This window comes from Streptomyces sp. AB3(2024) (assembly GCF_041862025.1).
GTDB lineage: Bacteria > Actinomycetota > Actinomycetes > Streptomycetales > Streptomycetaceae > Streptomyces.
In genome coordinates, this window is sequence record NZ_JBGWAB010000001.1 from 1 (window position 1) to 23,897 (window position 23,897).

General features: G+C 70.6%; 20 protein-coding genes and 1 riboswitch. Of the genes, 8 read left to right on the forward strand and 12 right to left on the reverse strand.

Annotated features, from left to right (window positions below; genetic code table 11):
* Positions 1–121 precede the first annotated feature (121 nt).
* Positions 122–1,024 carry an LLM class flavin-dependent oxidoreductase gene (locus tag ACEPPI_RS00005; protein WP_373913174.1) on the reverse strand — a complete coding sequence of 301 codons (903 nt, stop codon included), beginning with the start codon at positions 1,022–1,024 and terminating at the stop codon, positions 122–124.
* A 128-nt stretch (positions 1,025–1,152) separates the two neighbouring features.
* Here ACEPPI_RS00005 and ACEPPI_RS00010 point away from each other — a divergent pair, with 128 nt between their 5' ends.
* Positions 1,153–2,031 (forward strand): Cof-type HAD-IIB family hydrolase, encoded by an 879-nt coding sequence (locus ACEPPI_RS00010; RefSeq protein ID WP_373913175.1) that lies wholly within the window; start codon positions 1,153–1,155, stop codon positions 2,029–2,031.
* A gap of 18 nt (positions 2,032–2,049) precedes the next feature.
* Here ACEPPI_RS00010 and ACEPPI_RS00015 read toward each other — a convergent pair whose 3' ends face one another.
* From ACEPPI_RS00015 to ACEPPI_RS00030, 4 genes are all read right to left on the reverse strand, one after another.
* On the reverse strand, positions 2,050–3,786 hold the full coding sequence (locus tag ACEPPI_RS00015) for a GAF domain-containing sensor histidine kinase (protein WP_373913176.1): 1,737 nt from the start codon (positions 3,784–3,786) through the stop codon (positions 2,050–2,052).
* Between the two features lie 24 nt (positions 3,787–3,810).
* Positions 3,811–7,356: a thiol reductant ABC exporter subunit CydD gene (cydD, locus tag ACEPPI_RS00020; RefSeq protein ID WP_373913177.1), complete on the reverse strand. Its 3,546-nt coding sequence runs from the start codon at positions 7,354–7,356 to the stop codon at positions 3,811–3,813.
* An 87-nt stretch (positions 7,357–7,443) separates the two neighbouring features.
* Positions 7,444–8,445, reverse strand: coding sequence for a cytochrome d ubiquinol oxidase subunit II (gene cydB, locus ACEPPI_RS00025; RefSeq protein ID WP_373913178.1), 1,002 nt, complete (start codon positions 8,443–8,445; stop codon positions 7,444–7,446).
* A gap of 18 nt (positions 8,446–8,463) precedes the next feature.
* Complete coding sequence (locus ACEPPI_RS00030) at positions 8,464–9,969, reverse strand: cytochrome ubiquinol oxidase subunit I (protein ID WP_373913179.1); 1,506 nt, start codon at positions 9,967–9,969, stop codon at positions 8,464–8,466.
* Positions 9,970–10,158: 189 nt separating this feature from the next.
* On the opposite strand from ACEPPI_RS00030, the gene ACEPPI_RS00035 reads away from it, so the two are divergent.
* Positions 10,159–10,527, forward strand: coding sequence for a cyclophilin-like fold protein (locus ACEPPI_RS00035; RefSeq protein ID WP_373913180.1), 369 nt, complete (start codon positions 10,159–10,161; stop codon positions 10,525–10,527).
* A gap of 42 nt (positions 10,528–10,569) precedes the next feature.
* Here ACEPPI_RS00035 and hisC read toward each other — a convergent pair whose 3' ends face one another.
* On the reverse strand, positions 10,570–11,652 hold the full coding sequence (hisC, locus tag ACEPPI_RS00040) for a histidinol-phosphate transaminase (RefSeq protein ID WP_373913181.1): 1,083 nt from the start codon (positions 11,650–11,652) through the stop codon (positions 10,570–10,572).
* Positions 11,653–12,014: 362 nt separating this feature from the next.
* On the opposite strand from hisC, the gene ACEPPI_RS00045 reads away from it, so the two are divergent.
* From ACEPPI_RS00045 to ACEPPI_RS00055, 3 genes are all read left to right on the forward strand, one after another.
* Entirely contained in the window at positions 12,015–13,130 is a 1,116-nt protein-coding gene (locus ACEPPI_RS00045) for a LacI family DNA-binding transcriptional regulator (protein WP_030225284.1), read from the forward strand.
* A gap of 215 nt (positions 13,131–13,345) precedes the next feature.
* The gene (locus ACEPPI_RS00050; RefSeq protein WP_373913318.1) at positions 13,346–14,602 is read left to right on the forward strand and encodes a metallophosphoesterase; all 1,257 of its coding nucleotides are present in this window, start codon (positions 13,346–13,348) and stop codon (positions 14,600–14,602) included.
* A gap of 148 nt (positions 14,603–14,750) precedes the next feature.
* Complete coding sequence (locus ACEPPI_RS00055) at positions 14,751–15,563, forward strand: hypothetical protein (protein ID WP_373913182.1); 813 nt, start codon at positions 14,751–14,753, stop codon at positions 15,561–15,563.
* Between the two features lie 97 nt (positions 15,564–15,660).
* On the opposite strand, the gene ACEPPI_RS00060 is transcribed toward ACEPPI_RS00055, so the two are convergent.
* Entirely contained in the window at positions 15,661–16,710 is a 1,050-nt protein-coding gene (locus tag ACEPPI_RS00060) for an aldo/keto reductase (RefSeq protein ID WP_373913319.1), read from the reverse strand.
* A gap of 463 nt (positions 16,711–17,173) precedes the next feature.
* On the reverse strand, positions 17,174–18,967 hold the full coding sequence (thiC, locus tag ACEPPI_RS00065) for a phosphomethylpyrimidine synthase ThiC (RefSeq protein ID WP_373913183.1): 1,794 nt from the start codon (positions 18,965–18,967) through the stop codon (positions 17,174–17,176).
* Positions 18,962–19,106: riboswitch (TPP riboswitch) on the reverse strand. Its footprint overlaps the gene before it by 6 nt.
* A gap of 72 nt (positions 19,107–19,178) precedes the next feature.
* On the opposite strand from thiC, the gene ACEPPI_RS00070 reads away from it, so the two are divergent.
* Positions 19,179–20,579: a YibE/F family protein gene (locus ACEPPI_RS00070; protein WP_373913184.1), complete on the forward strand. Its 1,401-nt coding sequence runs from the start codon at positions 19,179–19,181 to the stop codon at positions 20,577–20,579.
* A gap of 12 nt (positions 20,580–20,591) precedes the next feature.
* On the opposite strand, the gene ACEPPI_RS00075 is transcribed toward ACEPPI_RS00070, so the two are convergent.
* The 4 genes from ACEPPI_RS00075 to ACEPPI_RS00090 all read right to left on the reverse strand — a co-directional run bounded on the left by ACEPPI_RS00075 (position 20,592) and on the right by ACEPPI_RS00090 (position 22,897).
* Entirely contained in the window at positions 20,592–21,041 is a 450-nt protein-coding gene (locus ACEPPI_RS00075) for an SsgA family sporulation/cell division regulator (protein WP_373913185.1), read from the reverse strand.
* Positions 21,042–21,137: 96 nt separating this feature from the next.
* Positions 21,138–21,875, reverse strand: coding sequence for an IclR family transcriptional regulator (locus tag ACEPPI_RS00080; protein WP_373913320.1), 738 nt, complete (start codon positions 21,873–21,875; stop codon positions 21,138–21,140).
* A 292-nt stretch (positions 21,876–22,167) separates the two neighbouring features.
* Positions 22,168–22,386 (reverse strand): DUF5326 family protein, encoded by a 219-nt coding sequence (locus ACEPPI_RS00085; RefSeq protein WP_373913321.1) that lies wholly within the window; start codon positions 22,384–22,386, stop codon positions 22,168–22,170.
* A gap of 193 nt (positions 22,387–22,579) precedes the next feature.
* Positions 22,580–22,897, reverse strand: a complete 318-nt coding sequence (locus ACEPPI_RS00090; RefSeq protein ID WP_030225259.1) for a cupin domain-containing protein — start codon at positions 22,895–22,897, stop codon at positions 22,580–22,582.
* Positions 22,898–22,990: 93 nt separating this feature from the next.
* On the opposite strand from ACEPPI_RS00090, the gene ACEPPI_RS00095 reads away from it, so the two are divergent.
* Entirely contained in the window at positions 22,991–23,371 is a 381-nt protein-coding gene (locus ACEPPI_RS00095; protein WP_373913186.1) for a phage holin family protein, read from the forward strand.
* 11 nt (positions 23,372–23,382) lie between these two features.
* Positions 23,383–23,892 (forward strand): low molecular weight protein-tyrosine-phosphatase, encoded by a 510-nt coding sequence (locus ACEPPI_RS00100; RefSeq protein ID WP_373913187.1) that lies wholly within the window; start codon positions 23,383–23,385, stop codon positions 23,890–23,892.
* Positions 23,893–23,897 lie beyond the last annotated feature (5 nt).

The window sequence follows — 23,897 nt, forward strand, 5'->3', positions numbered from 1 at the left end:
CCCCCCCCCCCCCCCCCCCCCCCCCCCCCCCCCCCCCCCCCCCCCCCCCCCCCCCCCCCCCCCCCCCCCCCCCCCCCCCCCCCCCCCCCCCCCCCCCCCCCCCCCGGGCCGCAGGGTCTCGTCAGGCGTCGAGCTGGGCGAGGGCCTCGGTGGCGATCCGCTCGAAGACGGCCTCGTCGGCCGCGAAGTCGGAGTCCGGGATCGGGGCGTGGATGACGATCTCGGTGAAGCCCAGCTCGCGGTGACGGCCCGCGAAGTCGACGAACGCGTCCACCGACTCCAGCATGGTGCCGCGCTCCGGCGTGAAGCCGGTCAGCAGGACCTTCTCGATGGTGTCGGACTCGCGCCCGATCTCCGCCAGGGCCTTCTCCAGCTTGCCGACCTGGCCGCGCAGGGCCTCCAGCGACTGCTCGGGCGTCCCCTCGAAGACCTTCGGGTCACCGGCCGTCACCCAGGCCTGGCCGTGGCTCGCGGCGAGCTTCACCCCGCGCGGGCCGGTCGCGGCCACGGCGAACGGCAGCCGCGGGCGCTGCACGCAGCCGGGGATGGCGCGGGCCTCCACGGCCGAGTAGAAGGTGCCGTGGTGGGTCAGGGAGCTCTCCGTCAGCAGCCGGTCGAGCAGCGGCACGAATTCGGCGAAGCGGTCCGCCCGCTCGCGCGGGCTCCACTCCTCCTGGCCCAGCGCCACCGCGTCGAAGCCGTTGCCGCCCGCTCCGATGCCGAGCGTGATGCGCCCGCCCGAGACGTCGTCCAGCGTCATCAGGTCCTTGGCCAGGGTCACCGGGTGCCGGAAGTTCGGCGAGGTCACCAGCGTGCCCAGCCGGAGCCGGTCGGTGACGGCGGCGGCAGCGGTCAGGGTGGGTACGGCCGCGTACCAGGGGCCGTCGCGGAAGGTCCGCCAGGTCAGGTGGTCATAGGTGTAAGCGGTGCGGAACCCGAGCCGCTCGGCCCGCTCCCACTGGTCACGCCCGCCCTCGTGCCAAGGACGGACCGGGAGGATGACAGTGCTCAGACGCAGACTCATGCGTTCGAGCCTACGGGCGCCTCCACACCAACCGCACATTCCGCACCACGCGCCCCGCCACTCCAGGTCCCCGCCGCCGTGTTTCACGTGAAACATCTGCGCACCATCTGGCCTGGGCGCCGGGGACCATGGGCGAAGATGGAGCGGTGACCTCGGCTCCCCAGCGCCCGGACGGGCCAACCCCCGTGACCCGGCTCATCGCCACCGACCTCGACGGAACCCTGCTGCGCGACGACAAATCCGTCTCGCACCGCACCGTCGCCGCGCTCGCCGCCGCCGAGGAGGCCGGGATCGAGGTCTTCTTCGTCACCGGCCGCCCGGCCCGCTGGATGGACGTGGTCAGCGATCACGTCCACGGCCACGGCCTGGCGATCTGCGCGAACGGCGCGGCCGTCGTCGATCTCCACGCCGACCGGGAGTTCGTGCAGGTCAGGGAGCTGCCCCGGGCCACCGCACTGACGGTCGTGCAAGCCCTGCGGAAGGCCGCCCCCGATACCTCCTTCGCGGTCGAGCGGACCACCGGCATCAACTACGAGCCGGCCTATCCGCCGTTCTTCGAGTGCCCGGGCGCCACGGTCGCCACCGCCGAGAAGCTGCTGCACGAGGAGCCCGAGGACACGGCGGCGCCCGTGCTGAAGCTGCTCGCCCACCACGCCGAACTGGCACCGGACGAGTTCCTCGCCCTGGCCCGCTCGGCCGCCGGCGCCTACGCCTCGATCACCCGCTCCAGCCCGACCGCCCTGCTGGAGATCAGCGGGCTCGGCGTGTCCAAGGCCAGTACCCTGGCCCGGTGCTGCGCCGAGCGCGGTATCTCGCCCGCCGAGGTGGTCGCGTTCGGCGACATGCCGAACGACGTGGAGATGCTCCGCTGGGCAGGCACCTCGTACGCGATGGGCAACGCCCATCCGGACGTGATCGCGGCCGCGTCGGGCCGTACGGTCGCCAACAACGAGGACGGGGTCGCCGTCGTCATCGAACGCATCCTCGCCGAACGCTCCGCGGGGTAAACCTTTCCGGCCACAGCACTAGAGCGGGGCCTCCCACACCAGGGTCGTCCCGCCGCCGTCCTCGCCGATGCCGGGCCCGTAGAAGCTGGTGCCCCCCAGCGACTCGGCCCTGCGGCGCAGGTTGCGCAGGCCGCTGCGCCGTCCGCCCTCCGCGATGCCCACCCCGTCGTCCGCGACCTCCAGGCGCACTCCGGGCCGGCCGTCGTCCAGGGTGACGGTGGAATCGAGCACCACCTCGATGCGGGAGGCCTCCGCGTGCCGGAAGGCGTTCGACAGGGCCTCGCGCAGGGCCGCGATCAGGTTCTTGCCGACCAGTTCGCCGACGACCGCGTCGATCGGGCCCAGGAACCGGTGCGCCGGCTTGAAGCCCAGCGGCACGGCAGCCATGTTGATCTCCCTCAGTACCCGGGTGCGCAGCCCTGAGGGGGCCTCCGCCGGACCCTGCTGGAGCGCGAAGATCGCGGTCCGGATCTCCTGGATCGTCACGTCCAGCTCGTCCACGGCCTTGCCCACCCCGTCACGGACCTCCGGAACGATGGACCGCCGCTGGGCCCCCTCCAGCATCATCCCCGTGGCGAACAACCGCTGGATGACCAGATCGTGCAGGTCGCGGGCGATCCGGTCGCGGTCCTCGAACACCGCGAGCCGCTCCCGGTCGCGCTGCGCCTCGGCCATCATCAGCGCGAGCGCGGCCTGCGAGGCGAACTGCGTGGCCAGGGTCCGTTCGGCCTCGGTGAACGGTCTCTTGCCGCGGGCCCTGGGGGTGACCAGGGCGCCCAGGACCCGGCCACCGCTGTGCAGGGGGAGCATCATGCAGGGCCCGTACTGGCTGGTGAACCGACTGATCATGCGCGGGTCGCCGGCGGCGTCCTCCACGAACACGGGCTCACCGCGCAGCAGCCTGTCCACCACCGGGCTCTCCGCCGGGATGACCACGCCGAGCGAGGTGGCCGGGTTCTCGGCGGAGACGGCCACGATCTCCATCCCGCCCTCCTCCGCGGGCAGCATCACGATCCCCGCGGCGGAGTCGGCCAGTCGGCGGGCCTGTTCGGCCACCACCGCGAGGGCGTCGTCCGCGTCCCCGCCCGACAGCAGGGCGGTGGTGACGGCCACCGACCCGTCGATCCACCGCTCGCGCTGGGTGGCGGCCTCGTACAGCCGGGCGTTGCCGATGGCGATGCCCGCCTCGGTGGCCAGCACCCGGACCATGTGGACGTCGTAGTCGGTGAACTCGCCGCCGCCGTTCTTCTCGGCGAGGTAGAGGTTGCCGAAGATCTCGCCCTGGACCCGGATGGGCACCCCGAGGAAGGTCTTCATGGGCGGGTGGTGTGCGGGGAACCCCGCCGACCTCGGATCCTTCGTCAGATCGGCGAGGCGCACCGTGTCCGGGTGGGAGATCAGCGCACCGAGCAGCCCCCGCTGCCCGTCCGGACGGTTCCCGATCGTCCGCGCCAGCTCGGCGCTGACGCCGTAGGTGACGAAGTCCGAAAGACCACGGCCCTCGACGTCGACGACGCCGATCGCCGCGTAGCGGGCGTCGGCGAGCTCGGCGGCCGTCTCACAGATGCGGTCGAGCGTGGAGTGCAGTTCGAGCCCGGTACCGACCGAGCGCATGGCCTCCAGGAGTTGGGGGACCCGGGCGGTCAGCTCGGTGGACAGCCCCTGCAGACTCCGGGTGGCCCGGGTGGCGGCCTCCAACGGGTCCGGCGTTCCCCGTGTCGGGTCCGGTGGTTCCTGAGACTCCTGCGCTGACATGCCCTTGAGAGTAGTTAGTCCCGTTTAGGAGGGAAAGTCAGCAAGGTGAAACTCGGCCAGCGCCCCGTCCGCCTCCCGTTCCCGTTCCAGGAGCCCGCGCAGCGGACCCTCGACCGCCGCCAGCTCGGCGTAGGCACCCCGCTGGACGACTGTTCCCCGGTCGAGAACGAGGACCTCGTCCACCGCCTCCAGCCCGGCCAGCCGGTGCGTGATCAGCACAGTGGTCCGGCCCTCGGTCGCCGCCAGCAGATCCGACGTCAGGGCGTCCGCGGTCGCCAGGTCCAGGTGTTCGGCCGGCTCGTCCAGCACCAGCACCGGGAAGTCCGCCAGCAGCGCCCGCGCCAGGGCCAGCCGCTGGCGCTGTCCCCCGGAGATCCGCTCCCCGTGCTCGCCGACCAGGGTGTCCAGCCCGTCCGGCAGCCCGTCCGCCCACTCCAGCAGCCGGGCCGCGGCGAGGGCCTCGCGCAGTTCCTCCTCGCTCGCCCCGGTCCGGGCCAGGCGCAGGTTCTCGCGGACCGAGCTGTCGAAGAGGTGCGCGTCCTGGGCGCACAGGCCCACGAAGCGGCGTACGTCGTCGCCGTCCAGGGTGCGCGCGTCGACACCGCCCAGGGTGTACCCGCCCTCGCGCTGGTCCAGGAACCGCAGCAGGAGCTGGGCCAGGGTGGTCTTGCCCGAGCCCGAGGGCCCGACGACCGCGATGCGCCGCCCCGCTTCCAGGGTCAGGTCCAGCCCGTGCAGCGCGTCCCGCTCCTGGCCCGGGTGACGGGCGGCCAGCCCGGTCAGCCGCAGCGGGAAGGGCGAGGCAGCCGGCTCGGCCGGCTCCGCGGGCTCCGTGACCGGCACGGGCGCGTCGATGACCTCGTAGACCCGCTCCGCGCTACGGCGCACCCGCTGGCGGTACTGGACCGCCAGCGGCAGCCCGCTGACCGCCTCGAAGGCGGCGAGCGGGGTGAGCACCACCACCGCCATGGCCACTGCGGACAGCCGTCCCGAGGCGACGGCCCCCGCGCCCGCGAGGGCCGCGCACACCACCGTGAGCCCGCACACCAGCGCTGACAGCCCGCTGCCGAGTCCGGTGGCGGCGGCCCCGCGGGAGGCGATCCGGGTCAACACGCCGTCACTCTCCCGCGCCCGCCCCTTCCGGTCGGCCAGGGCTCCGGCGACGGTGAGCTCGGCGGTCCCGGTCAGCAGGTCGGCCACCCGGGTGGCGAGCTCGCCCCGCGCGGGTGCCAGCCGCCGCTCCGCGGCCCGCGAGCAGGCCCCGCTGACCAGCGGCACCACCACGCCGGCCAGGAACAGCCCGACCGCGAGCACGGCCCCGGCCTCGGGCAGCAGCCAGGCGGTGAACGCCACCGACCCGGTGCCGACCAGTACCGCGGTGCCGACCGGCAGCAGCCAGCGCAGCCAGTAGTCCTGCAGGGCGTCGGCGTCCGCGACCAGCCGCGACAGCAGGTCCCCGCGTCGCTGCTCCCGCAGTCCGGCGGGCGCGATCCGCTCCAGCCGGCGGTACACCGCGACCCGCAGATCCGCGAGCATCCGCAGCACGGCGTCGTGCGACACGAGCCGCTCGGCGTAGCGGAAGACGGCCCGCCCGATACCGAAGGCACGCGTTGCCGTGACGGCCACCATCAGGTACATCACCGGCGGCTGCTGCGAGGCCCGGGAGATCAGCCACCCGGACACGGCCATCAGGCCGACGCTGCAGCCGACGGCCAGCGCACCCAGCAGCAGCCCTCGCCGGAAGCGGCCCTGCCACGCCGACGCCACCGCCCGCACCCGGCGCAGCGGGTCACCGCCGCCGGTGTCGCCACCCCCGGCGACCGCGTCCCCCTCGGACGCCGCACCCAGGATCCACTCCCCGGGATCGGCCGCCACCGGACCCCGCGGGGCGCTCACGACCGCCGGGACCCGGTCCGCGGGCAGGACCGGAGCTCCCTCGCCCACCCGCACCACCCGGTCGGCCACGGCCAGCAACGCCGGCCGGTGCACCACCAGCAACACGGTCCGGCCGACCGCGAGACGGCGTACGGCCTCCACCACGGCGGCCTCGGTCCCACCGTCCAGGGCGGCCGTCGGTTCGTCCAGCAGCAGCACCGGCCGGTCCGCGAGGAACGCCCGGGCCAGGGCCAGTCGCTGGCGCTGGCCGGCGGACAGGCCCACCCCGCCCTCACCGAGCGGGGTCCGCGCCCCGCCCGGCAGGGCCGACACGAACTCCCACGCCCCGGCGTCGCGCAGCGCGGCCTCGACGGCCTCGTCGGACGCCCCGGGGCGGGCCAGCCGTACGTTCTCGGCGATCGTCCCCGCGAACAGGTGCGGGCGCTGCGGCACCCAGGCCACCCGCTCCCGCCACTGCTCCAGGGAGAGCGCGCCCAGGTCCGCGTCCCCGATCCGGACCCGCCCGCCGGTCGGCGTCACGAAGCCCAACAGCACATGGAGCAGGGTGGACTTGCCCGCCCCGCTGGGCCCGGTGAGGGCCACGCACTCGCCCGGCGCGACGGCGAACGACACCGGTCCGGGCGAGCTCGCGCTCCGCCCCTCGTAGCGGACCTCGACCGCGTCGAACTCGATCCGCAGTCCGTCGGCGGGCACCGGCGCCCCGCCGCCCGGCGCGGGGGCGGGGGTCTCCAGCACCTCGAAGATCTGCTCCGCGGCGGCCAGCCCCTCGGCGGCCGCGTGGTACTGCGCCCCGACCTGCCGCAGCGGCAGGTACGCCTCCGGCGCCAGGATCAGGATCACCAGACCGGTGTACAGGTCGAGCTCCCCGTGCACGAGCCGCATGCCGATGGTGACCGCGACCAGCGCGACCGAAAGCGTGGCGAGCAGCTCCAGCGCGAACGAGGAGAGGAAGGCGATGCGCAGCGTGCGCATCGTGGCCCGGCGGTAGTCGTCGGTGATCGAGCGGATCGACTCGGCCTGCGCCTTGGCCCGGCCGAAGACCTTGAGCGTCGGGAGCCCCGACACGACGTCCAGGAAGTGCCCCGAGAGCCGGGACAGCAGCCGCCACTGGCGGTCCATCCGGCTCTGCGTGGCCATACCGATCAGGATCATGAACAGCGGGATCAGCGGCAGGGTGACCACGATGATGGCCGCCGACACCCAGTCCTCGGTGACGATCCGGGCGAGGACCGCCACCGGGACCACCACCGCGAGCCCCAGCTGGGGCAGGTAGCGGGAGAAGTAGTCGTCGAGCGCGTCCACGCCCCGGGTGGCCAGCGCCACCAGCGAACCCGTCCGGTGACCGTCGAGCCGCCCCGGCCCGAGGTCCGCGGCCCGTTCCAGCAGCCGGCCCCGCAGCTCCGACTTGACCGCCGCACTGGCCCGGTGCGCGGCGAGCTCCGTGAGCCAGGCGACCAGCCCGCGTCCCAGCGCCACCGCCGCGAGCAGCAGCAGGGGCGTCCGCAGCGCCCCTCCGTCGAGCCCCTCCTCGAAGGCGCCGACCACGATCTCGGCGATGAGCATCGCCTGACCGACCACCAGCCCGGCCCCGGCGAGCCCCAGGGCGACCACCGCCCCGAGGAAGAGGCGGGTGGAGCGGGCGTACCGCAGCAGGCGCGGGTCGATCGGTTTCACGTGAAACATCCCCTCGGCAGGGTCAGGCAGGAACCGGTCCCCCGAGCCGTCCGTCGGATACGGGCGGCCCGGGAACCGGGCGCGGGGTCAGTGCGCGTCGGCGATGTGCTGCGTACCGATGCGCTTGCGGAACACCCAGTAGGTCCAGCCCTGGTAGAGCATGACGAGCGGGGCGGTGATGCCCGCGCACCAAGTCATGATCTTCAGCGTGTACGGGGTGGACGAGGCGTTGGTGACCGTGAGGCTCCAGGCGTCGTTCAGCGAGGACGGCATGACGTTCGGGAACAGCGCCAGGAAGAGCATCGCGACGGCCGCCGCGATGGTGATCCCCGACAGGGCGAACGACCAGCCCTCCCGGCCGGCCAGGTTGCAGCCGAGGGCCGCGACCAGCGCCACCACGGCGACGGCCATGGCGATCAGGCTCCAGCCGTCACCGCGCGAGACCTGGGTCCAGGTCAGGAAGACGAGGGCCAGCACGGCCGTCACCACGCCCAGCCGGGTCGCCAGCGCACGCGAGCGGTCCCGGATGTCCCCGAGGGTCTTCAGCGAGGCGAAGACCGCTCCGTGGAAGGTGAAGAGGGTGAGGGTGACCAGACCGCCGAGGATCGAGTAGACGTTGAGCAGGTCGAAGAGGCTGCCGACGTACTCCATGTCCTGGTCGATCTTCACTCCGCGCACCATGTTGGCGAAGGCCACGCCCCACAGGAACGCGGGGATCAGCGAGGTCCAGAAGATCGCGTGTTCCCAGTTGGTCTGCCACCTTTCCTCGGGCCGCTTGTGGCGGTACTCGAAGGAGACACCCCGGATGATGAGGCAGATCAGGATGAGCAGCAGGGGCAGGTAGAAGCCGGAGAAGAGGGTGGCGTACCACTCCGGGAAGGCGGCGAAGGTGGCGCCGCCCGCCGTGAGCAGCCAGACCTCGTTGCCGTCCCAGACGGGTCCGATCGTGTTGATCAGGACCCGCCGCTCCTTGCGGTCGCGTGCGAGCAGCTTGGTCAGGACACCGATTCCGAAGTCGAAGCCCTCCAGGAAGAAGTAGCCGGTCCACAGGACGGCGATCAGTACGAACCAGACGTCGTGAAGTTCCATGGTGTGGTCTCCTCAGCCTCAGTACGAGAAGGCCATCGGCCGGTCGGGGTTCTTGTCGTCCCCGCCGATCCTGGTGGGCGGGTTGAGGTCGTCCTCGGTGAGTTCCGGGGGACCGGCCTTGACGTATTTCACGAGGAGCCTGACCTCGATCACCGCGAGCACGGCGTAGAGCAGGGTGAAGCCGATCATCGAGGTGAGCACCTCGCCCTGGGAAACGCCCGGCGAGACCGCGTCACGGGTGCGCAGGACGCCGTAGACCACCCAGGGCTGCCGGCCCATCTCGGTGAAGATCCAGCCCCAGGAGTTGGCGATGAGCGGGAAGCACATGGTCCAGAGCGCGACGAGCCAGTACATCCGGGCCCACCGGGGGCTGAGCGCCTTCTTGAAGAGGACGAGATGGGGCACCTCGTCCTCACCGGTGCGCAGGGCCTGCGGCAGCAGGAAGCGCTTGCGGGTCAGCCACAGCCCCAGCATGCCGATCCCGAGGGAGGCCATGCCGAAGCCGATCATCCAGCGGAAGCTCCAGTAGGCGACGGGGATGTTGGGCCGGTAGTCGCCGGGGCCGTACTTCTCCTGCTCGGACTTGTTGACGTCGTTGATGCCCGGGACGAAGGAGGTGAAGTCGTTGTTGGCGAGGAAGGACAGCAGGCCCGGGATCTCTATGGCCACCTTGTTGTGGCCCTTCTCGACGTCGCCGTAGGCGAAGACGGAGAAGGGGGCGGGGGCCTCGCCGTCCCAGAGGGCTTCGGCGGCTGCCATCTTCATGGGCTGCTGCTTGAACATGACCTTGCCGAGCATGTCGCCGCTGATGGCCGTGCCGAGACCAGCGATGATCATGACGACCAGGCCGAGCCTCAGCGAGCTGCGCATCACGGGGATGTGCTTCTTGCGCGCGAGATGGAAGGCGGCGATGCCGACCATGAACGCGCCACCGACCAGGAAGGCGGCCGTGATGGTGTGAAAGAACTGGGTGAGCGCGGTGTCCTGCGTGAGGACCTTCCAGAAGTCCGTGAGCTCCGCCCGGCCCCGCTCCTCGTTGATGCGGTACCCGACCGGGTGCTGCATCCAGGAATTGGCCGCCAGGATGAAGTAGGCGGACAGGACCGTGCCGATGGAGACCATCCAGATGCAGGCCAGGTGGATCTTCTTCGGCAGCTTGTCCCAGCCGAAGATCCACAAGCCGATGAAGGTCGACTCGAAGAAGAAGGCGATCAGCGCCTCGAAGGCCAGCGGCGCGCCGAAGATGTCGCCGACGAATCGCGAGTAGTCGGACCAGTTCATGCCGAACTGGAACTCCTGGACGATGCCGGTGACGACACCCATCGCGATATTGATCAAGAAAAGCTTGCCCCAGAACTTCGTGGCCCTGAGGTACTTCTCCTTCTCCGTGCGCACCCAGGCGGTCTGCAGGCCGGCGGTGAGCGCGGCCAGCGAGATCGTGAGCGGAACGAAGAGGAAGTGGTAGACGGTGGTGATGCCGAACTGCCAGCGCGCCAATGTTTCAGGCGCCAAAGCTAGGTCCACGTCGTCTTCTCCTTGTCGTCGCCGTGGTCACAGCGGGCAGTCTGCCTGGCGGGTTCCTCCTATAACGGGAGGAAGCAGGACACGCTTGTGAACGCGTTCACATTCACAAGCATTATGGCGCACCCGTTTCGACGGCTTTCAGCCGGGGTCCCTCTAGCCAGAAAATTCAACAGATTGTTGAATGTGGCCATGCAGATTCGAATCTCATGGCCTGCGGGCCTGCTCACCGCCACCCTCGACGACACCCCGACCAGCAAGGCGCTGGCCGCGGCCCTGCCGATTTCGGCCTCCGCGAACACCTGGGGCGAAGAGGTCTACTTCGACACCGGCGTCTCCGTGGCCCTGGAGGACGACGCCCGGCAGGTCGTCGAGCCCGGCACGGTCGCGTTCTGGACCGAGGGCGACGCACTCGCGCTCCCTTACGGCCCCACGCCCATATCGCGCGGAGACGAGAGCCGCCTGGCGAGCCCCTGCAACGTGCTCGGCTCGTTCGACGGCGACCCCCGCCTCCTGGCCACCATCCGCGACGGCGACCCCATCCGCGTGGAACTGGTCTGAGGACCCCGGCTCCCCGAGGTCCCCCACCGCTCCCGCCGTTCCTTACAGCTCCTTGAAGAACGCCGCCGCCGTGTGCAGGAAGAGGTCGTTCGCCTCGGTCTCACCGATCGTGACCCGCAGGCCCTCGCCCGCGAAGGGCCGGACCACCACACCGGCCTTCTCGCAGGCCGCCGCGAACTCCGTCGTCCGCTCCCCCAGCCGCATCCACACGAAGTTGGCCTGCGTGTCCGGGACGACCGTCCAGCCCTGGGCCAGCAGCGTGGCGTGAACCCGCGCGCGCTCGCCCACCAGAGACCCGACCCGGCCCATCAGCTCGTCCTCCGCCCGCAGCGAGGCCACGGCCGCGTCCTGCGCGAGCTGGCTCACGCCGAAGGGCACCGCCGTCTTGCGCAGCGCGGCGGCCACCGGCTCGTGCGCCACCGCGAAGCCGACGCGCAGCCCGGCGAGGCCGTACGCCTTGGAGAACGTGCGCAGCACGGCGACGTTGGGGCGGTCGCGGTAGAGCTCGATGCCGTCCGGAACATCGGTGTCGCGCACGAACTCGCGGTACGCCTCGTCCAGCACCACCAGGACGTCCGAGGGAACCCGGTCCAGGAACCGCTCCAGCTCGGCACGGCGCACCGCGGTACCGGTGGGGTTGTTGGGGTTGCAGACGAAAATCAGCCGGGTCCGGTCGGTGATCGCCGCGGCCATCGCGTCCAGGTCGTGCACGTCGCCGTCGGTCAGCGGGACCTGTACGGACGTCGCGCCCGAGATCTGCGTGATGATCGGGTACGCCTCGAAGGACCGCCAGGCGTAGATGACCTCGTCGCCGGGGCCGGCCGTCGACTGGATCAGCGACTGGGCCACGCCCACGGAGCCGGTGCCCGTGGCGATGTGCTCGACCGGCACCCCGAAGCGCTCCGCCAGCTCGTTCACCAGACCGGTGCACGCCATGTCGGGGTAGCGGTTGAACCGGCCCGCGGCGGCGACCGCGCTCTCCAGCACCCCCGGCAGGGGCGGATACGGGTTCTCGTTCGAGGACAGCTTGAACGCGACGGCCCCGCCCCCGGCCGCGGGCTTGCCGGGCTTGTAGGTGGGAATGCCGTCCAGCTCGGCGCGCAGCTTCGGGCTCTTCTCGCTCACCGCAGGTCCTCCTCGACCGTCCCGCCGACCTCTCCGTCGACTCAATACTGCTCACCTTATGAGGATTCCGCCGATCCGAGAATGGCGGGCGCCAGGAACACTGGGGGAGCGCGCGCATATATGCGCGCGCCGGTGGCCCGCGCCGTGGCGCGCGTCCCTCGTGCAGGTGAGTTGAGAGCGGCCGGAAGCAGCTCCGTTTTGGCATGCTCCTACCCGCCGACAAGCCTCACCATCACCTTGAGCCACCAAAAACCTTCAATTCCAAGGTCATTGAGGGTGGCGAACCATGCAGAAACGTGCCTGTCAACGCGTGCATATGCACCCGGACCGCCCACCCCTCAGAGCCCTAATATCGGCTCGCCATGACAGCAGCAGGGAAGCATCAGGTGAGCCGGACCGAGAGCACCCGGCGGGTCGGCGGCCGACAGGGCCGGGCCGGCATCCGAGACGTGGCCGCCGCGGCGGGCGTCTCCATCACAACCGTCTCCGACGCGCTCAATGGCAAGGGGCGGCTGCCGGACGCCACCCGCCGCCACGTCCGCGAGGTCGCCGACCGGCTGGGCTACCGCCCTTCCGCGGCGGCCCGAACCCTCCGTACCGGCAAGTCCGGCCTCATCGGCCTGACCGTGACCACGTACGGGGATGAACCTTTCACCTTCACCGAATTCGCGTACTTCGCCGAGATGGCACGGGCCGCCACCTCCGCCGCGCTGGCCCGTGGCTACGCCCTCGTCATCCTCCCCGCCACCTCACGACACGACGTCTGGTCCAACGTGGCCCTCGACGGCACCGTCGTGATCGACCCCTCCGACCACGACCCGGTCGTCAGCGAGCTGGTCCGCCAGGGCCTTCCCGTGGTCTCCGACGGCCGCCCCGCAGGTACCCTCCCCGTCACCGCGTGGGTCGACAACGACCACGAGGCCGCCGTCCTGGGCCTGCTCGACCACCTCGCCGCCGCCGGCGCCCGCCGCATCGGGCTGCTGACCGGCACCACCACCGACACCTACACCCGGCTCTCCACGACCGCCTACCTGAACTGGTGCGAACGCGTCGGCCAGGATCCCGTCTACGAGTCCTACCCTGCCCACGACCCGTGCGCCGGCGCCGTAGCCGCCGACCGCCTCCTCGCCCGGCCCGACCGGCCGGACGCCGTCTACGGGCTGTTCGACCCCAACGGAACCGACCTCCTCGCCGCCGCCCGGCGCTACGGCCTGCGCGTGCCCGAGGACCTGCTCCTCGTGTGCTGCAGCGAGTCCACCGTCTACGCCAACACCGAACCGCCCATCACAACCCTCTCCCTCAAACCCCGCCGGATCGGCACCGCCGTCGTGCAGTTGCTGATCGACGCGATCGAGGGGGTCGACACCGGACGCCCCGTGGAACAGGTCGTCCCGACCGAGCTGATCATCCGCACCTCCTCGCAGCGCAGGACACCCCGCACCACCGTCAGCCCGCCCCGTTCACCGGCCCAGGACTGACCGCCACACCCACCCCAACGACGTGGCCGACGGCCCCGCCGAGGATTCCGCAACACCCATATAGGGAGAAAACAGCAGGAAGGATCGGCTCCGGACAGGATTCACCACCCCTGGTGCGTCACAGAGCGCGAGCCGCATTCCTATGATGGGCGCACGACATCACGGACCCTCCGCCCAGGAGGCAGGAGGGTCCGCAGGTGTACGGCAGCGCGACGGTGGTGGAGGGGTCGATGACTCAGGGGGCCGGTCAGGGACCCGCGATGCGGACGGACACGCTGCGGGACTTCCGGGTGCCGGTCTCCGAACCCGCACCGTACGCCGTGTCCGCCGGACTGCCCGGCGAAAACCCGGTCTACGGCGAGTACCCCGCGTACTACGCCGAAGGCACGCCCGCGGACCCACGGCCCGGGTACCCTCCGGAGCCCGCAGGGCCCCCGGCGGTCGGCCCCGTCGCCTACCCCGAGACGCAGGCCGTCCCGCACCAGCGGCCCTCCGCCCACGCGGAGTTCCCCGACGCGGACGCCGCGGACGACGGCTACACGCCCACGCGGCGCGACCTGCCCGTCATCGGGCGCGGCGCCGTCTCCGGCGGGCCCGGTGACACCGTCCAGGTCCACTACGTCCCCCAGGACGCCCCGGCCGCCGGTCCCGGTCCCCTGTACGTCGTCGGCGACGTCCACGGCTACCTCGACGAGCTCGTCACGGAACTCCGGGCCCAGGACCTGATCGACGCCGACCACCACTGGTCCGCCGGGAACGCCCGGCTCTGGTTCCTCGGCGACTTCACCGACCGCGGCCCCGACGGCATCGGCGTCATCGACCTCGTCATGCGGCTGTCCGCCGAGGCCGCCGCCGCCGGCGGCTACTGCAAGGCCCTGATGGGCAACCACGAACTCCTGCTCATCGGCGCCAAGCGGTTCGGCGACACCCCGATCCACTCCGGCGCGGGCACCGCCACCTTCCAGGCCGCCTGGCTCCTCAACGGCGGCCAGCGCACCGACATGGACCGGCTGGAGGACGTGCACCTCCAGTGGATGTCCCGGCTCGACGCGGCCACCCTGGCGGACGGACACCTGCTGCTGCACTCCGACACCACCGCCTACCTCGACTACGGCGACTCCATCGAGGACGTCAACGACACCATCCACGAACTGCTCAACCGCCATGACGCAGACATCACGTGGGACCTCTTCAGGAAGTTCACCAAGCGCTTCGCCTTCCGCGACGAGGAGACCGGCCCCGGAGCCGTACGGGAACTCCTCGGCACCTACGGCGGCGGACGCGTCGTCCACGGCCACAGCCCGATCCCCTACCTGCTCGGCGAGGTGGGCACCGAGGACGGCGACGAGTCCCACGGACCGGAGGCCGTCGACGGGCCGCACGTGTACGCGGACGGCCTGGCCATCGCGATGGACGGCGGCGTGACCATGGAGGGCAAGCTGCTCGTCGTTCAACTACCTCTGAGCGACTGAGCGTTCTCGGAGCGGGGTATTTCAGCAAAGCCCCTGTCACCGCGTGGCAGGGGCGCTCTACCATCGCTCTATCCGTAGCAGGCTCTCCTCCGTTTGTGCCGGCGCCCGGGTCTACGCGGGCATACCGGCTTGTACGGAGCACAGGGGGATGCACATGACCAGCGCTCCGCACCTGCTGACCGAAGACCGACCCGAGTTCGACCGGCTCCTCGACGAGGCGCTGCGCACGGCGGACGAACGGCCCGAACTCGCCACTCTCGGCGAACGTCTGAACGCCGAACAGTTGCGCACGATGGCGCTGAGCGCCAGCGCGCTGCTCACCGCGGCCGCCGCCGCCGAGTACGACCACTACGTCAAGATCCGCGAGGAACTGCGCGAAGAGGCCCTGACCGCCTCCGTGAGCAGCATCGAGGACGACACCGACCAGGGGGACGGGGCCGGCGCGAGCGCCGTGATCGCCGTCCTCGCGCCCGTCCTGGCGGGCACCGCCATGCTGATCTTCCTGCTGGTGGGCTACAGCCTGAAGATGATCGATCCCGAACCGGCCTTCGCCAGGACGATGTTGACGGCGGGCTGGCTCTTCGGCGGGCTGACCGTGGCCGCCCTGCTCTTCGCGGTCATCGGGCTCCTCGTGACGGCGATACGCAACAGCTCGACGGAGGTGGCGGCCGAGGAGGCCGTGCCGATACCCGACGAGCTCTCCCGGGCCCGCGAGGCCTGGCGCAACGCACTGCTGGAGCGGGGCATCATGCCCTTCCTGCGCGACGCGCTCGCCGACCCCAGTGCCGGGACCGGCTACCCCGTGCCCCGCACGCCGGGGGCCGGGCGCATCCCCAATCTCGGATACACCCGGCCCGACTTCACCAGCCCGGGACCACGCTCACAGGGCCCCCGGCCCGGCTACACGCCGCCGGACTTCACCAGCCCCGACTTCGGCGGCCCCGAGCACGAGCCGGAGTAGACCGGCTCCGGGGACCGCACCCGCCGATGTTTCACGTGAAACCACGCGCCGGATGCCAGGTGCCCGGCAACGGGTGTCCGACGGCGGGCGCGCCCGGCTACCCCGCGGCCCGGTCGTGCAGCGCCCGTCGCCGCTGAGAGGCGTCCGTCAGGGCCGGAGCGCGCCAGACACCGTCCGGGTGGTAGAGGTTCACGCCCGGTGCGACGATCTCGTCGATCCGGTCCAGCACCGCGTCGTCGAGCACCAGACCGGCCCCCTTGACCAGGGACTCCATCTGTTCCATGGTCCGCGGGCCGATGATCACCGAGGTGACCGCGGGGTGCGCGACGGGGAAGGCGACCGCCAGCTCCGGCAGGGTGCAGCCGGTCTCCTCGGCCAGCGCGACGAGCTGCTCCACGGCCTCCAGCTTGGCGACGTTGCCGGGAATCGCCGGATCGAAGCGCGCCGGGTTCAGCGCCGCCCGCCCCGAGGTCAGGTCGACGGGCCGGCCGAGCCGTTGCTTCCCGCTCAGGAAGCCCGAGGCCAGCGGACTCCAGGTCAGCACGCCCATCCCGTAGCGGCGGGCGACCGGCAGGACGTCGGCCTCGATCCCCCGCGCCAGGATCGAATACGGCGGCTGCTCGGTCCGGAAGCGGTGCAGCGCCCGCCGCTCGGCGACGTGATGGGCCTCGACCAGCTCCTCGGCGGGGAAGGTCGAACACCCGAAGGAGCGGATCTTCCCCGCCGTGACGAGGTCGCCGAGGGCTGACAGCGTCTCCTCGACATCGGTCGTGTGGTCCGGGCGGTGCACCTGGTAGAGGTCGATCCAGTCGGTGTCCAGCCGCCGCAGACTGTCCTCCACGGCCCGGACGATCCAACGCCGCGAATTACCGCTGCGGTTGCGTCCCTCTCCCATCTGGAAGTGGACCTTCGTGGCGAGCACGACGTCGTCGCGCCGCCCCTTGAGCGCCTTGCCGACGATCACCTCGGACTCTCCGGCGGAGTACATGTCCGCGGTGTCGACGAAGTTGATGCCCAGGTCGAGCGCGGCATGGATGATCCGCCCGCACTCCTCGTGATCAGGGTTCCCCACTGCCCCGAACATCATCGTTCCGAGGCAGTGCGCGCTCACCTCGATGCCGGTCCCGCCCAGATTTCGGTATCGCATGGTCATGCGCCCGCACTCTAGGAGCTGGAGCGCACTCCAGGGCAAGAGCTCCCGGCCGGTCAATCAAGTCCGTGTTTTCCGGACACGTCCTGCTCCCGGACGCCGGCGGTCGCGCCCCGGCCCTTCCGGACGTACTCCGGGTGCAACCGCCTTACGATGGAGCAGTTCTGACGGTACCGCTGATTACTTCTTCGGCGTCAGACAGAGAACGAACTTCTCGTTGTCCAACTGCTGTGCGAGCGCGTCAAGTAGCGAGAGCACCTTCTTACGCTTGCTCTTCTTCGGTGCTGTTGCCGCTTCCTGTATGGCCGCGCCGTACGGGAAAGGGGCGTACAGACTCGCGTCTTGCACTTGCCGGTCAGCCGTACAGCGCGTCCCGAAACCGTTCGACATCCACTCACGACGACGAACACCGGCCCGCGACTCCCCCCATGAGGTCGCGGGCCGGTTTGGTTCGTCGGGCTCAGTCGGCCAGCGGGAGGTACAGCCGGTTACCTGTGGCCGCGAACTCCGCCGACTTGCTGAGCATCCCCGCCTGGATTTCCTCGTCCGTGGCCGAGTCGTCGCCACCGAACTGCTCAGTGATGCTTCTGCTGATCTTCATCGAGCAGAACTTCGGACCGCACATCGAGCAGAAGTGCGCGGTCTTCGCGGGCTCGGCCGGAAGGGTCTCGTCGTGGAACTCGCGGGCCGTGTCCGGGTCGAGGGCCAGGTTGAACTGGTCCTCCCAGCGGAACTCGAACCGCGCGTCCGACAGGGCGTCGTCCCATTCCTGGGCGCCCGGGTGGCCCTTGGCCAGGTCAGCGGCGTGAGCGGCGATCTTGTAGGTGATCACGCCGGTCTTCACGTCGTCCCGGTTCGGCAGGCCCAGGTGCTCCTTGGGCGTGACGTAGCAGAGCATCGCGGTGCCCCACCAGGCGATCATCGCGGCGCCGATGCCCGAGGTGATGTGGTCGTAGGCGGGCGCGACGTCCGTGGTCAGCGGGCCGAGCGTGTAGAACGGCGCCTCCTCGCAGATCTCCTGCTGGAGGTCGATGTTCTCCTTGATCTTGTGCATCGGGACGTGGCCCGGGCCCTCGATCATGGTCTGCACGTTGTGCCGCTTGGCGATCGTGTTCAGCTCGCCCAGCGTCTTCAGCTCTGCGAACTGCGCCGCGTCGTTGGCGTCCGCGATCGAGCCGGGGCGCAGACCGTCGCCCAGCGAGTACGTGACGTCGTACGCCGCGAGGATCTCGCAGAGCTCCTCGAAGTTCGTGTAGAGGAAGTTCTCCTTGTGGTGCGCCAGGCACCACGCGGCCATGATCGAGCCACCGCGCGAGACGATGCCGGTCTTGCGACGGGCGGTCAGCGGCACGTAGGGCAGCAGCACGCCGGCGTGGACCGTCATGTAGTCGACGCCCTGCTCGGCCTGCTCGATGACCGTGTCCTTGTAGATCTCCCAGGTCAGGTCCTCGGCACGGCCGTCGACCTTCTCCAGCGCCTGGTAGAGCGGCACGGTCCCGATCGGGACGGGGGAGTTGCGCAGGACCCACTCGCGCGTGGTGTGGATGTTGCGGCCGGTCGAGAGGTCCATGACCGTGTCGGCGCCCCACTTGGTCGCCCAGGTCATCTTGTCGACCTCCTCCTCGATGGAGGAGGTGACCGCGGAGTTGCCGATGTTGGCGTTGACCTTCACCAGGAACCGCTTGCCGATGATCATCGGCTCGATCTCCGGGTGGTTCACGTTGGCCGGAAGCACCGCACGACCTGCGGCGATCTCTTCGCGGACGACCTCGGGGGAGACGTTCTCGCGGATCGCGACGTACTCCATCTCCGGGGTGATCTCGCCCCGGCGGGCGTACGCGAGCTGGGTGACGGCGGCGCCGCCACGGCCGCGGCGGGGCTGGCGGGGACGGCCCGGGAAGACGGCGTCGAGGTTCTTGAGTCCGCCGCGCGGCGAGGTGTGCTTGATGCCGTCGTCCTCGGGGCGCACGGGACGTCCCGCGTACTCCTCGGTGTCGCCGCGGCCGATGATCCAGTTCTCACGCAGGGGCGGGAGGCCCCGGCGCACGTCGGTCTCGATCTGCGGGTCGGTGTACGGCCCGGACGTGTCGTAGAGCGTGACGTCCTTGCCGTTGGTGAGGTGGACCTGGCGGACCGGCACCCGGATGTCCGGGCGGGAGCCCGCCAGGTATCCCTTGTGCCAGCCGGGCTGGCGCTCGGTCTGGCCGTCGGCGTCCTGGCTGACGGCAGGCGTGCGTGCGTCCTGAATGGTCATGAGACCTGATCTCCCTACGCCGGCATTACCCGGTAACAGGTTCGGCGGTCGACGCAGCCTCTTCCCGTACGCATTCTCATGCGCGTACGGTGATCAGCGCCCTCTCAGCCCGGTGCTCCGAGCTCCCGCGTTGTGCAAAGTAGCCCCCACGCTAGCGTCATCTGTGGCGTGCTGAACAGTGGGCCCCCTCATCTCTTGCGATGATCTGCCGGTGACGTCCTCGCCGCAGCCCCCCACCACGCCCACGGACCCCCACGGCCACACCGGTCACGAACATGCCTCCCACGGACATGCGACCGGCGCCTCCCACGGCGGCCACGGCCACGGTCACAGCCATGGCCACGGGCCGGCGGCTCCGGTTTCCAAGCACCTGCGCAAGGTGATCGCCGCCGTGCTGATCCCCTTCGCCGCAACCGTCTTCGTCGGCATGGCCGTGCTCTGGCCGGGCGGGGCCCCCGCCCACCAGCGCACCGGAGTGGGCTTCGACCGCCAGACCCAACAGGGCACGGTCGTCGCCTTGGCAAAGGTCGACTGCAAATCAGTGAACGCCTCCCAGGTGCCGCCCACCGGCGACACCTCCACCCCGGAGGGCCGCGAGGCGCAGGCCGCGCAGACCGGGGAGTGCAAGAAGGCGACGGTCGAGGTCGCCGACGGACCGGACAAGGGCCGGGCGTTCTTCGAGATCGTCCAGCCGGGCGCCCCGCGGCAGTTGGCGAAGGGCCAGGAGGTGGTGGTCGCGTACGCCCCGGACGCGCCGCGGGACCTCCAGTACTCCGTCGTCGACGTGAACCGCAAGCTGCCCCTGGCCCTGCTGGCCGGGATCTTCGCGCTCGCGGTCGTGGTGGTCGGGCGGATGCGCGGGGTGTTCGCGCTCGTCGCCCTGGTGGTGAGCTTCGCGATCCTGACGCTGTTCATCCTGCCGGCGATCCTCCAGGGCTCGAACCCCCTGCTCGTCGCCGTCATCGGAGCCAGCGCGATCATGCTGATCGCCCTCTACATGTGCCACGGCCTGACGGCCAGGACCTCGGTCGCCGTCCTCGGCACCCTCGCCTCGCTGCTGCTGATCGGGCTGCTGGGCTCGCTCTTCATCGACTGGGCCTTCCTGAGCGGCAACACGGACGACAACACCGGGCTGATCCACGGCCTCTACCCGCACATCGACATGAGTGGTTTGCTGCTCGCGGGTGTGATCATCGGCTCGCTCGGCGTCCTCGACGACGTGACCGTGACGCAGACCTCGGCGGTCTGGGAACTCCACCAGGCCGACCCGGGAATGGGCCCGCGCGGCCTGTACCGGGCGGCCATCCGGATCGGCCGCGACCACATCGCCTCGGTCGTCAACACCCTGGTGCTGGCCTACGCGGGCGCCGCACTGCCCCTGCTACTGCTGTTCTCGATCGCGAACAGCAGCATGGGGTCGGTGGCCAACAGCGAGCTGGTCGCGGAGGAGATCATCCGCACCCTCGTGGGCTCCATCGGGCTCGTGGCCTCCGTCCCCGTCACCACCGCGCTCGCCGCCCTGGTGGTTTCCGCCGACCGGACGGGCTCGCCGGCCGCCGCGGTGGTCCCGCAGCCCACCCGCGGCGGCCGGGGGCGTCGGCGCAAGCGCTGAGGGAACGCCGGGTCAGCCCGCGTTCTGCTCGTTCTGGCGCGCCTCGGCGAGGATCTTGCCGAGCTCCTCGTCGAGGCTCTCCTCGAAGTCACCGAGGTTGCGCTCCTGACCGAGCGGAACCAGCCGGTCCGTGCGGTCGAGGAAAGCGACGAGCGGCGCCGCACTCGCGCGGAACAGGGCCCGGTCACAGCCCACCTGGAGGCGGATGTGGACGTCGGACAGCTCCTCCGGGTGGGTGGGGGCGATGTGCACATCGCCGTCACCGCACGGCTTGTTGATGCCGTCGAGAAGCAGTTCCCGGCCGAACGCCCAGGTCACGGGGGCGTCTCCGGGAAGGTGGAAGGTCAGGCGCACCGCGTAGGGGTCGCGAGCCTCGTATCCGAGTTCCACCGGGATCCGGAACGCGAGCTCCTCGGAAACGAGGAAGCTCATCATGACCTCTGCCTGTACCGACTCTCGCATTGCCTACCCCGCTGTAGTGGAAGTGGCCAGGAATGTCCCCCAGGGCCCTCTTGACAAGAGTGGTGTAAGCGATTGCAGATCACAAGGAGTGAGTTTTCAGATACTGATAGAGAACGAGAGGGTGCTCAACAGCGCGCCTACTTCACTCCGTAGTCGATCGACCGCATAGAGCAACCGGTCCTGCTGGTGCAGGGGGAGAGAAATCGCCATGGTCGCGGCGGTGTCGCCGGCGGTGATCGGAATGGCCGCGCACACCGTGTCCAGGGAGTACTCCTGCCGCTCGGTCACGGGCTGCATCCGCTCCAGGGAGCCGATCCGTTCCTCCAGAGCGCTCATGTCCCGCACCGTGTAGGGCGTGATGCTCTCGACCGGATGACGGTCGTAGTACTCCCTGCGCGTCTTCTCGTCGAGTTGGCCGAGCAGGCACTGCCCGATGGCGTGCGCGTGGCCGGTCTCACGGAAGTCCGCCCACTCTTCGCAGGCCGGGCGGGCGGGGGTGTCCGATACGCCCACGACTTCGATCTCACCCTCGCGGTAGACCGCGAAGTAGACGGGGGCCCCGACCACGTCGCGGAAGTGCGAGAGCGAGTCGAGGATCATGCTGCGACGTTTCTGCTGAAGTCCACCGCCCGCCAGCCTGCCGGCCGCGGCGCCGAGGACGAACACACCGCCCTCCCGCCGCAGATAGCCCTCGTGGGTGAGGGTGCGCAACAGGTGGTACGCCGTGGGGAGCGGCAGCCCGGCTTCCCGCGCCAGTTGCTTCGCCGGGGCTCCCTCGCGATGGGATCCCGCCGCTTCCAGCAGCCTCAGCGCCCGCTGCACCGAACCGATCAGGGTCGGCACACCGACGTTGTGAACCGAAGCCAAAGCTCACCCCCCAGGCGTGGCGGCGGACCTCGGGGGAGCCCGCCCTGCGGGGGTCGCCCCCGCGTGCACCGTGGCTCCTGGGGTTGTCGCCGGCGGCCGCTCGACGTGACCGCCTCTTCGGAGCAGGGGTACGGGCTGCCCGTGCCCAGGAAACAGCACGGATTGTCACTCTAACCACCGGTTACCGGCGAGTGGGCGGTTTGCCCGGTACCGTTCCCCCGCCTGGGTCAATCGTGGTACCGCTCCCGGGTGGTGCGTCCTACCAGTCGCCCGCGGAGGACTTCGAACCGCTGCCCGTGAACTTCTTGACCACGAAGATCAGGCCACCGACGAGGGCCGCGAAGAGCAGCGCCTTGAAGACGAAGGAGATCAGCGTGCCGATGATGGTGGTGATCACCCCGCCGAAGACGAAGATCGCCAGCAGCGGTACCGCGACCCACTTGACCCACCAGGGCATGCCCGCGAATGCCGCTCGGATGCCGTCCATGTCCCTACCTCTTCCTCGTCCGTGACTTCCTGCTCCGATGCTAGGAGCGCACGGTGCGGCGTGGGGGCCCGCGAGCCCTCGGAACCCCCTGATCCGCCCCCTAGGGGGACCGGGCCCGCGACCCTCAGCCGCCGGTCCGGTCAGCCCGCCGGTCCGGGCCCCTGAGCCCGCCGGGCCGGCCCCGTCAGCCCTCCGGCGGGGAGAAGACCACCATCACCTTCAACGGCTCGGTGATGTGGTGGAACTTGTGCGGAACCCCGGCCGGTACGTAGACGACGCTGCCGTTCGCGACCGTCGTGGTCTCCTCCCCGACCGTGATCGAGGCCCTCCCGCTGACCACGAAGTAGACCTCGTCCTGCCGGTGCGGCTGCTGCGGATCGCTCTGGCCGGCGTCGAGGGCGTACAGCCCGACCGACATGTTGCGCTCCCGCAGGAACTGGAGGTACGCGCCGTCGTTGGCGGCCCGCTCCGCTTCGAGCTCGTCCAGCCTGAAGGCCTTCATCGTTGCTGTGCCCCTTGCCCTTGCTCGGTGGTGCCGTGGGATCCGCTGATCTGACGATGTCCCACCCGGTTCTTCTCTGCCACGATCAGACACATGACGAATTTCGTAGTCAAGACGCTGGCCAATGCGGCGGCCCTGGCGGTGGCCGTCTGGCTGCTCGCCGGGATCACCCTCGACGACGGCAGTTCCCTGGCGCGCCGCACGCTCTCGCTGATCCTGGTCGCCCTGGTCTTCGGCCTGGTCAACCTGATCGTCAAGCCCGTCGTGAAGCTGCTCTCGTTCCCGCTGTTCGTCCTCACGCTGGGCCTGTTCACCCTCGTCGTGAACGCGCTGATGCTGCTGCTGACCTCCTGGCTGGCAGACCTGCTCGACCTCAGCTTCCACGTCGACGGCTTCTGGACCGCCGTCGTCGGCGGGCTGATCATCTCCGTCGTCTCCTGGGCCGTGAACCTGGCCCTGCCCGACAACAACTGACCGGGCCGCCCATGTACCGCGTCTGCTTCGTCTGCACCGGCAACATATGCCGGTCCCCCATGGCCGAGTCGGTCTTCCGCTCCCACATCGCCGACGCCGGACTCGACGCCCTCGTCGAGGTGGACAGCGCCGGCACCGGAGGCTGGCACGAGGGCGACGGCGCCGATCCGCGCACCGTTGCGGTACTCGAAGCCGCCGGGTACGAACAGGACCACCGGGCACGGCAGTTCCGGGCCTCCTGGTTCGACCGCGTCGACCTGGTCATCGTCCTCGACACCGGCCACCTGCGCGACCTCCGCGCCCTCGCGCCCACCCCGGAGGCCGCCGCCAAGGTCCGGCTGCTGCGCTCGTACGATCCCGCGGCCCCGTCCGCACGGGACGGCGCGGCGGACGCGCTCGACGTACCGGACCCCTACTACGGCTCCCTCGACGGCTTCGAGGAGTGCCTGGAACTGGTCGAGGCCGCGAGTCCGGGCCTGCTGGCCGCCGTACGCGCGGCCGTGAAGGAGACCACCCCGTGAACACC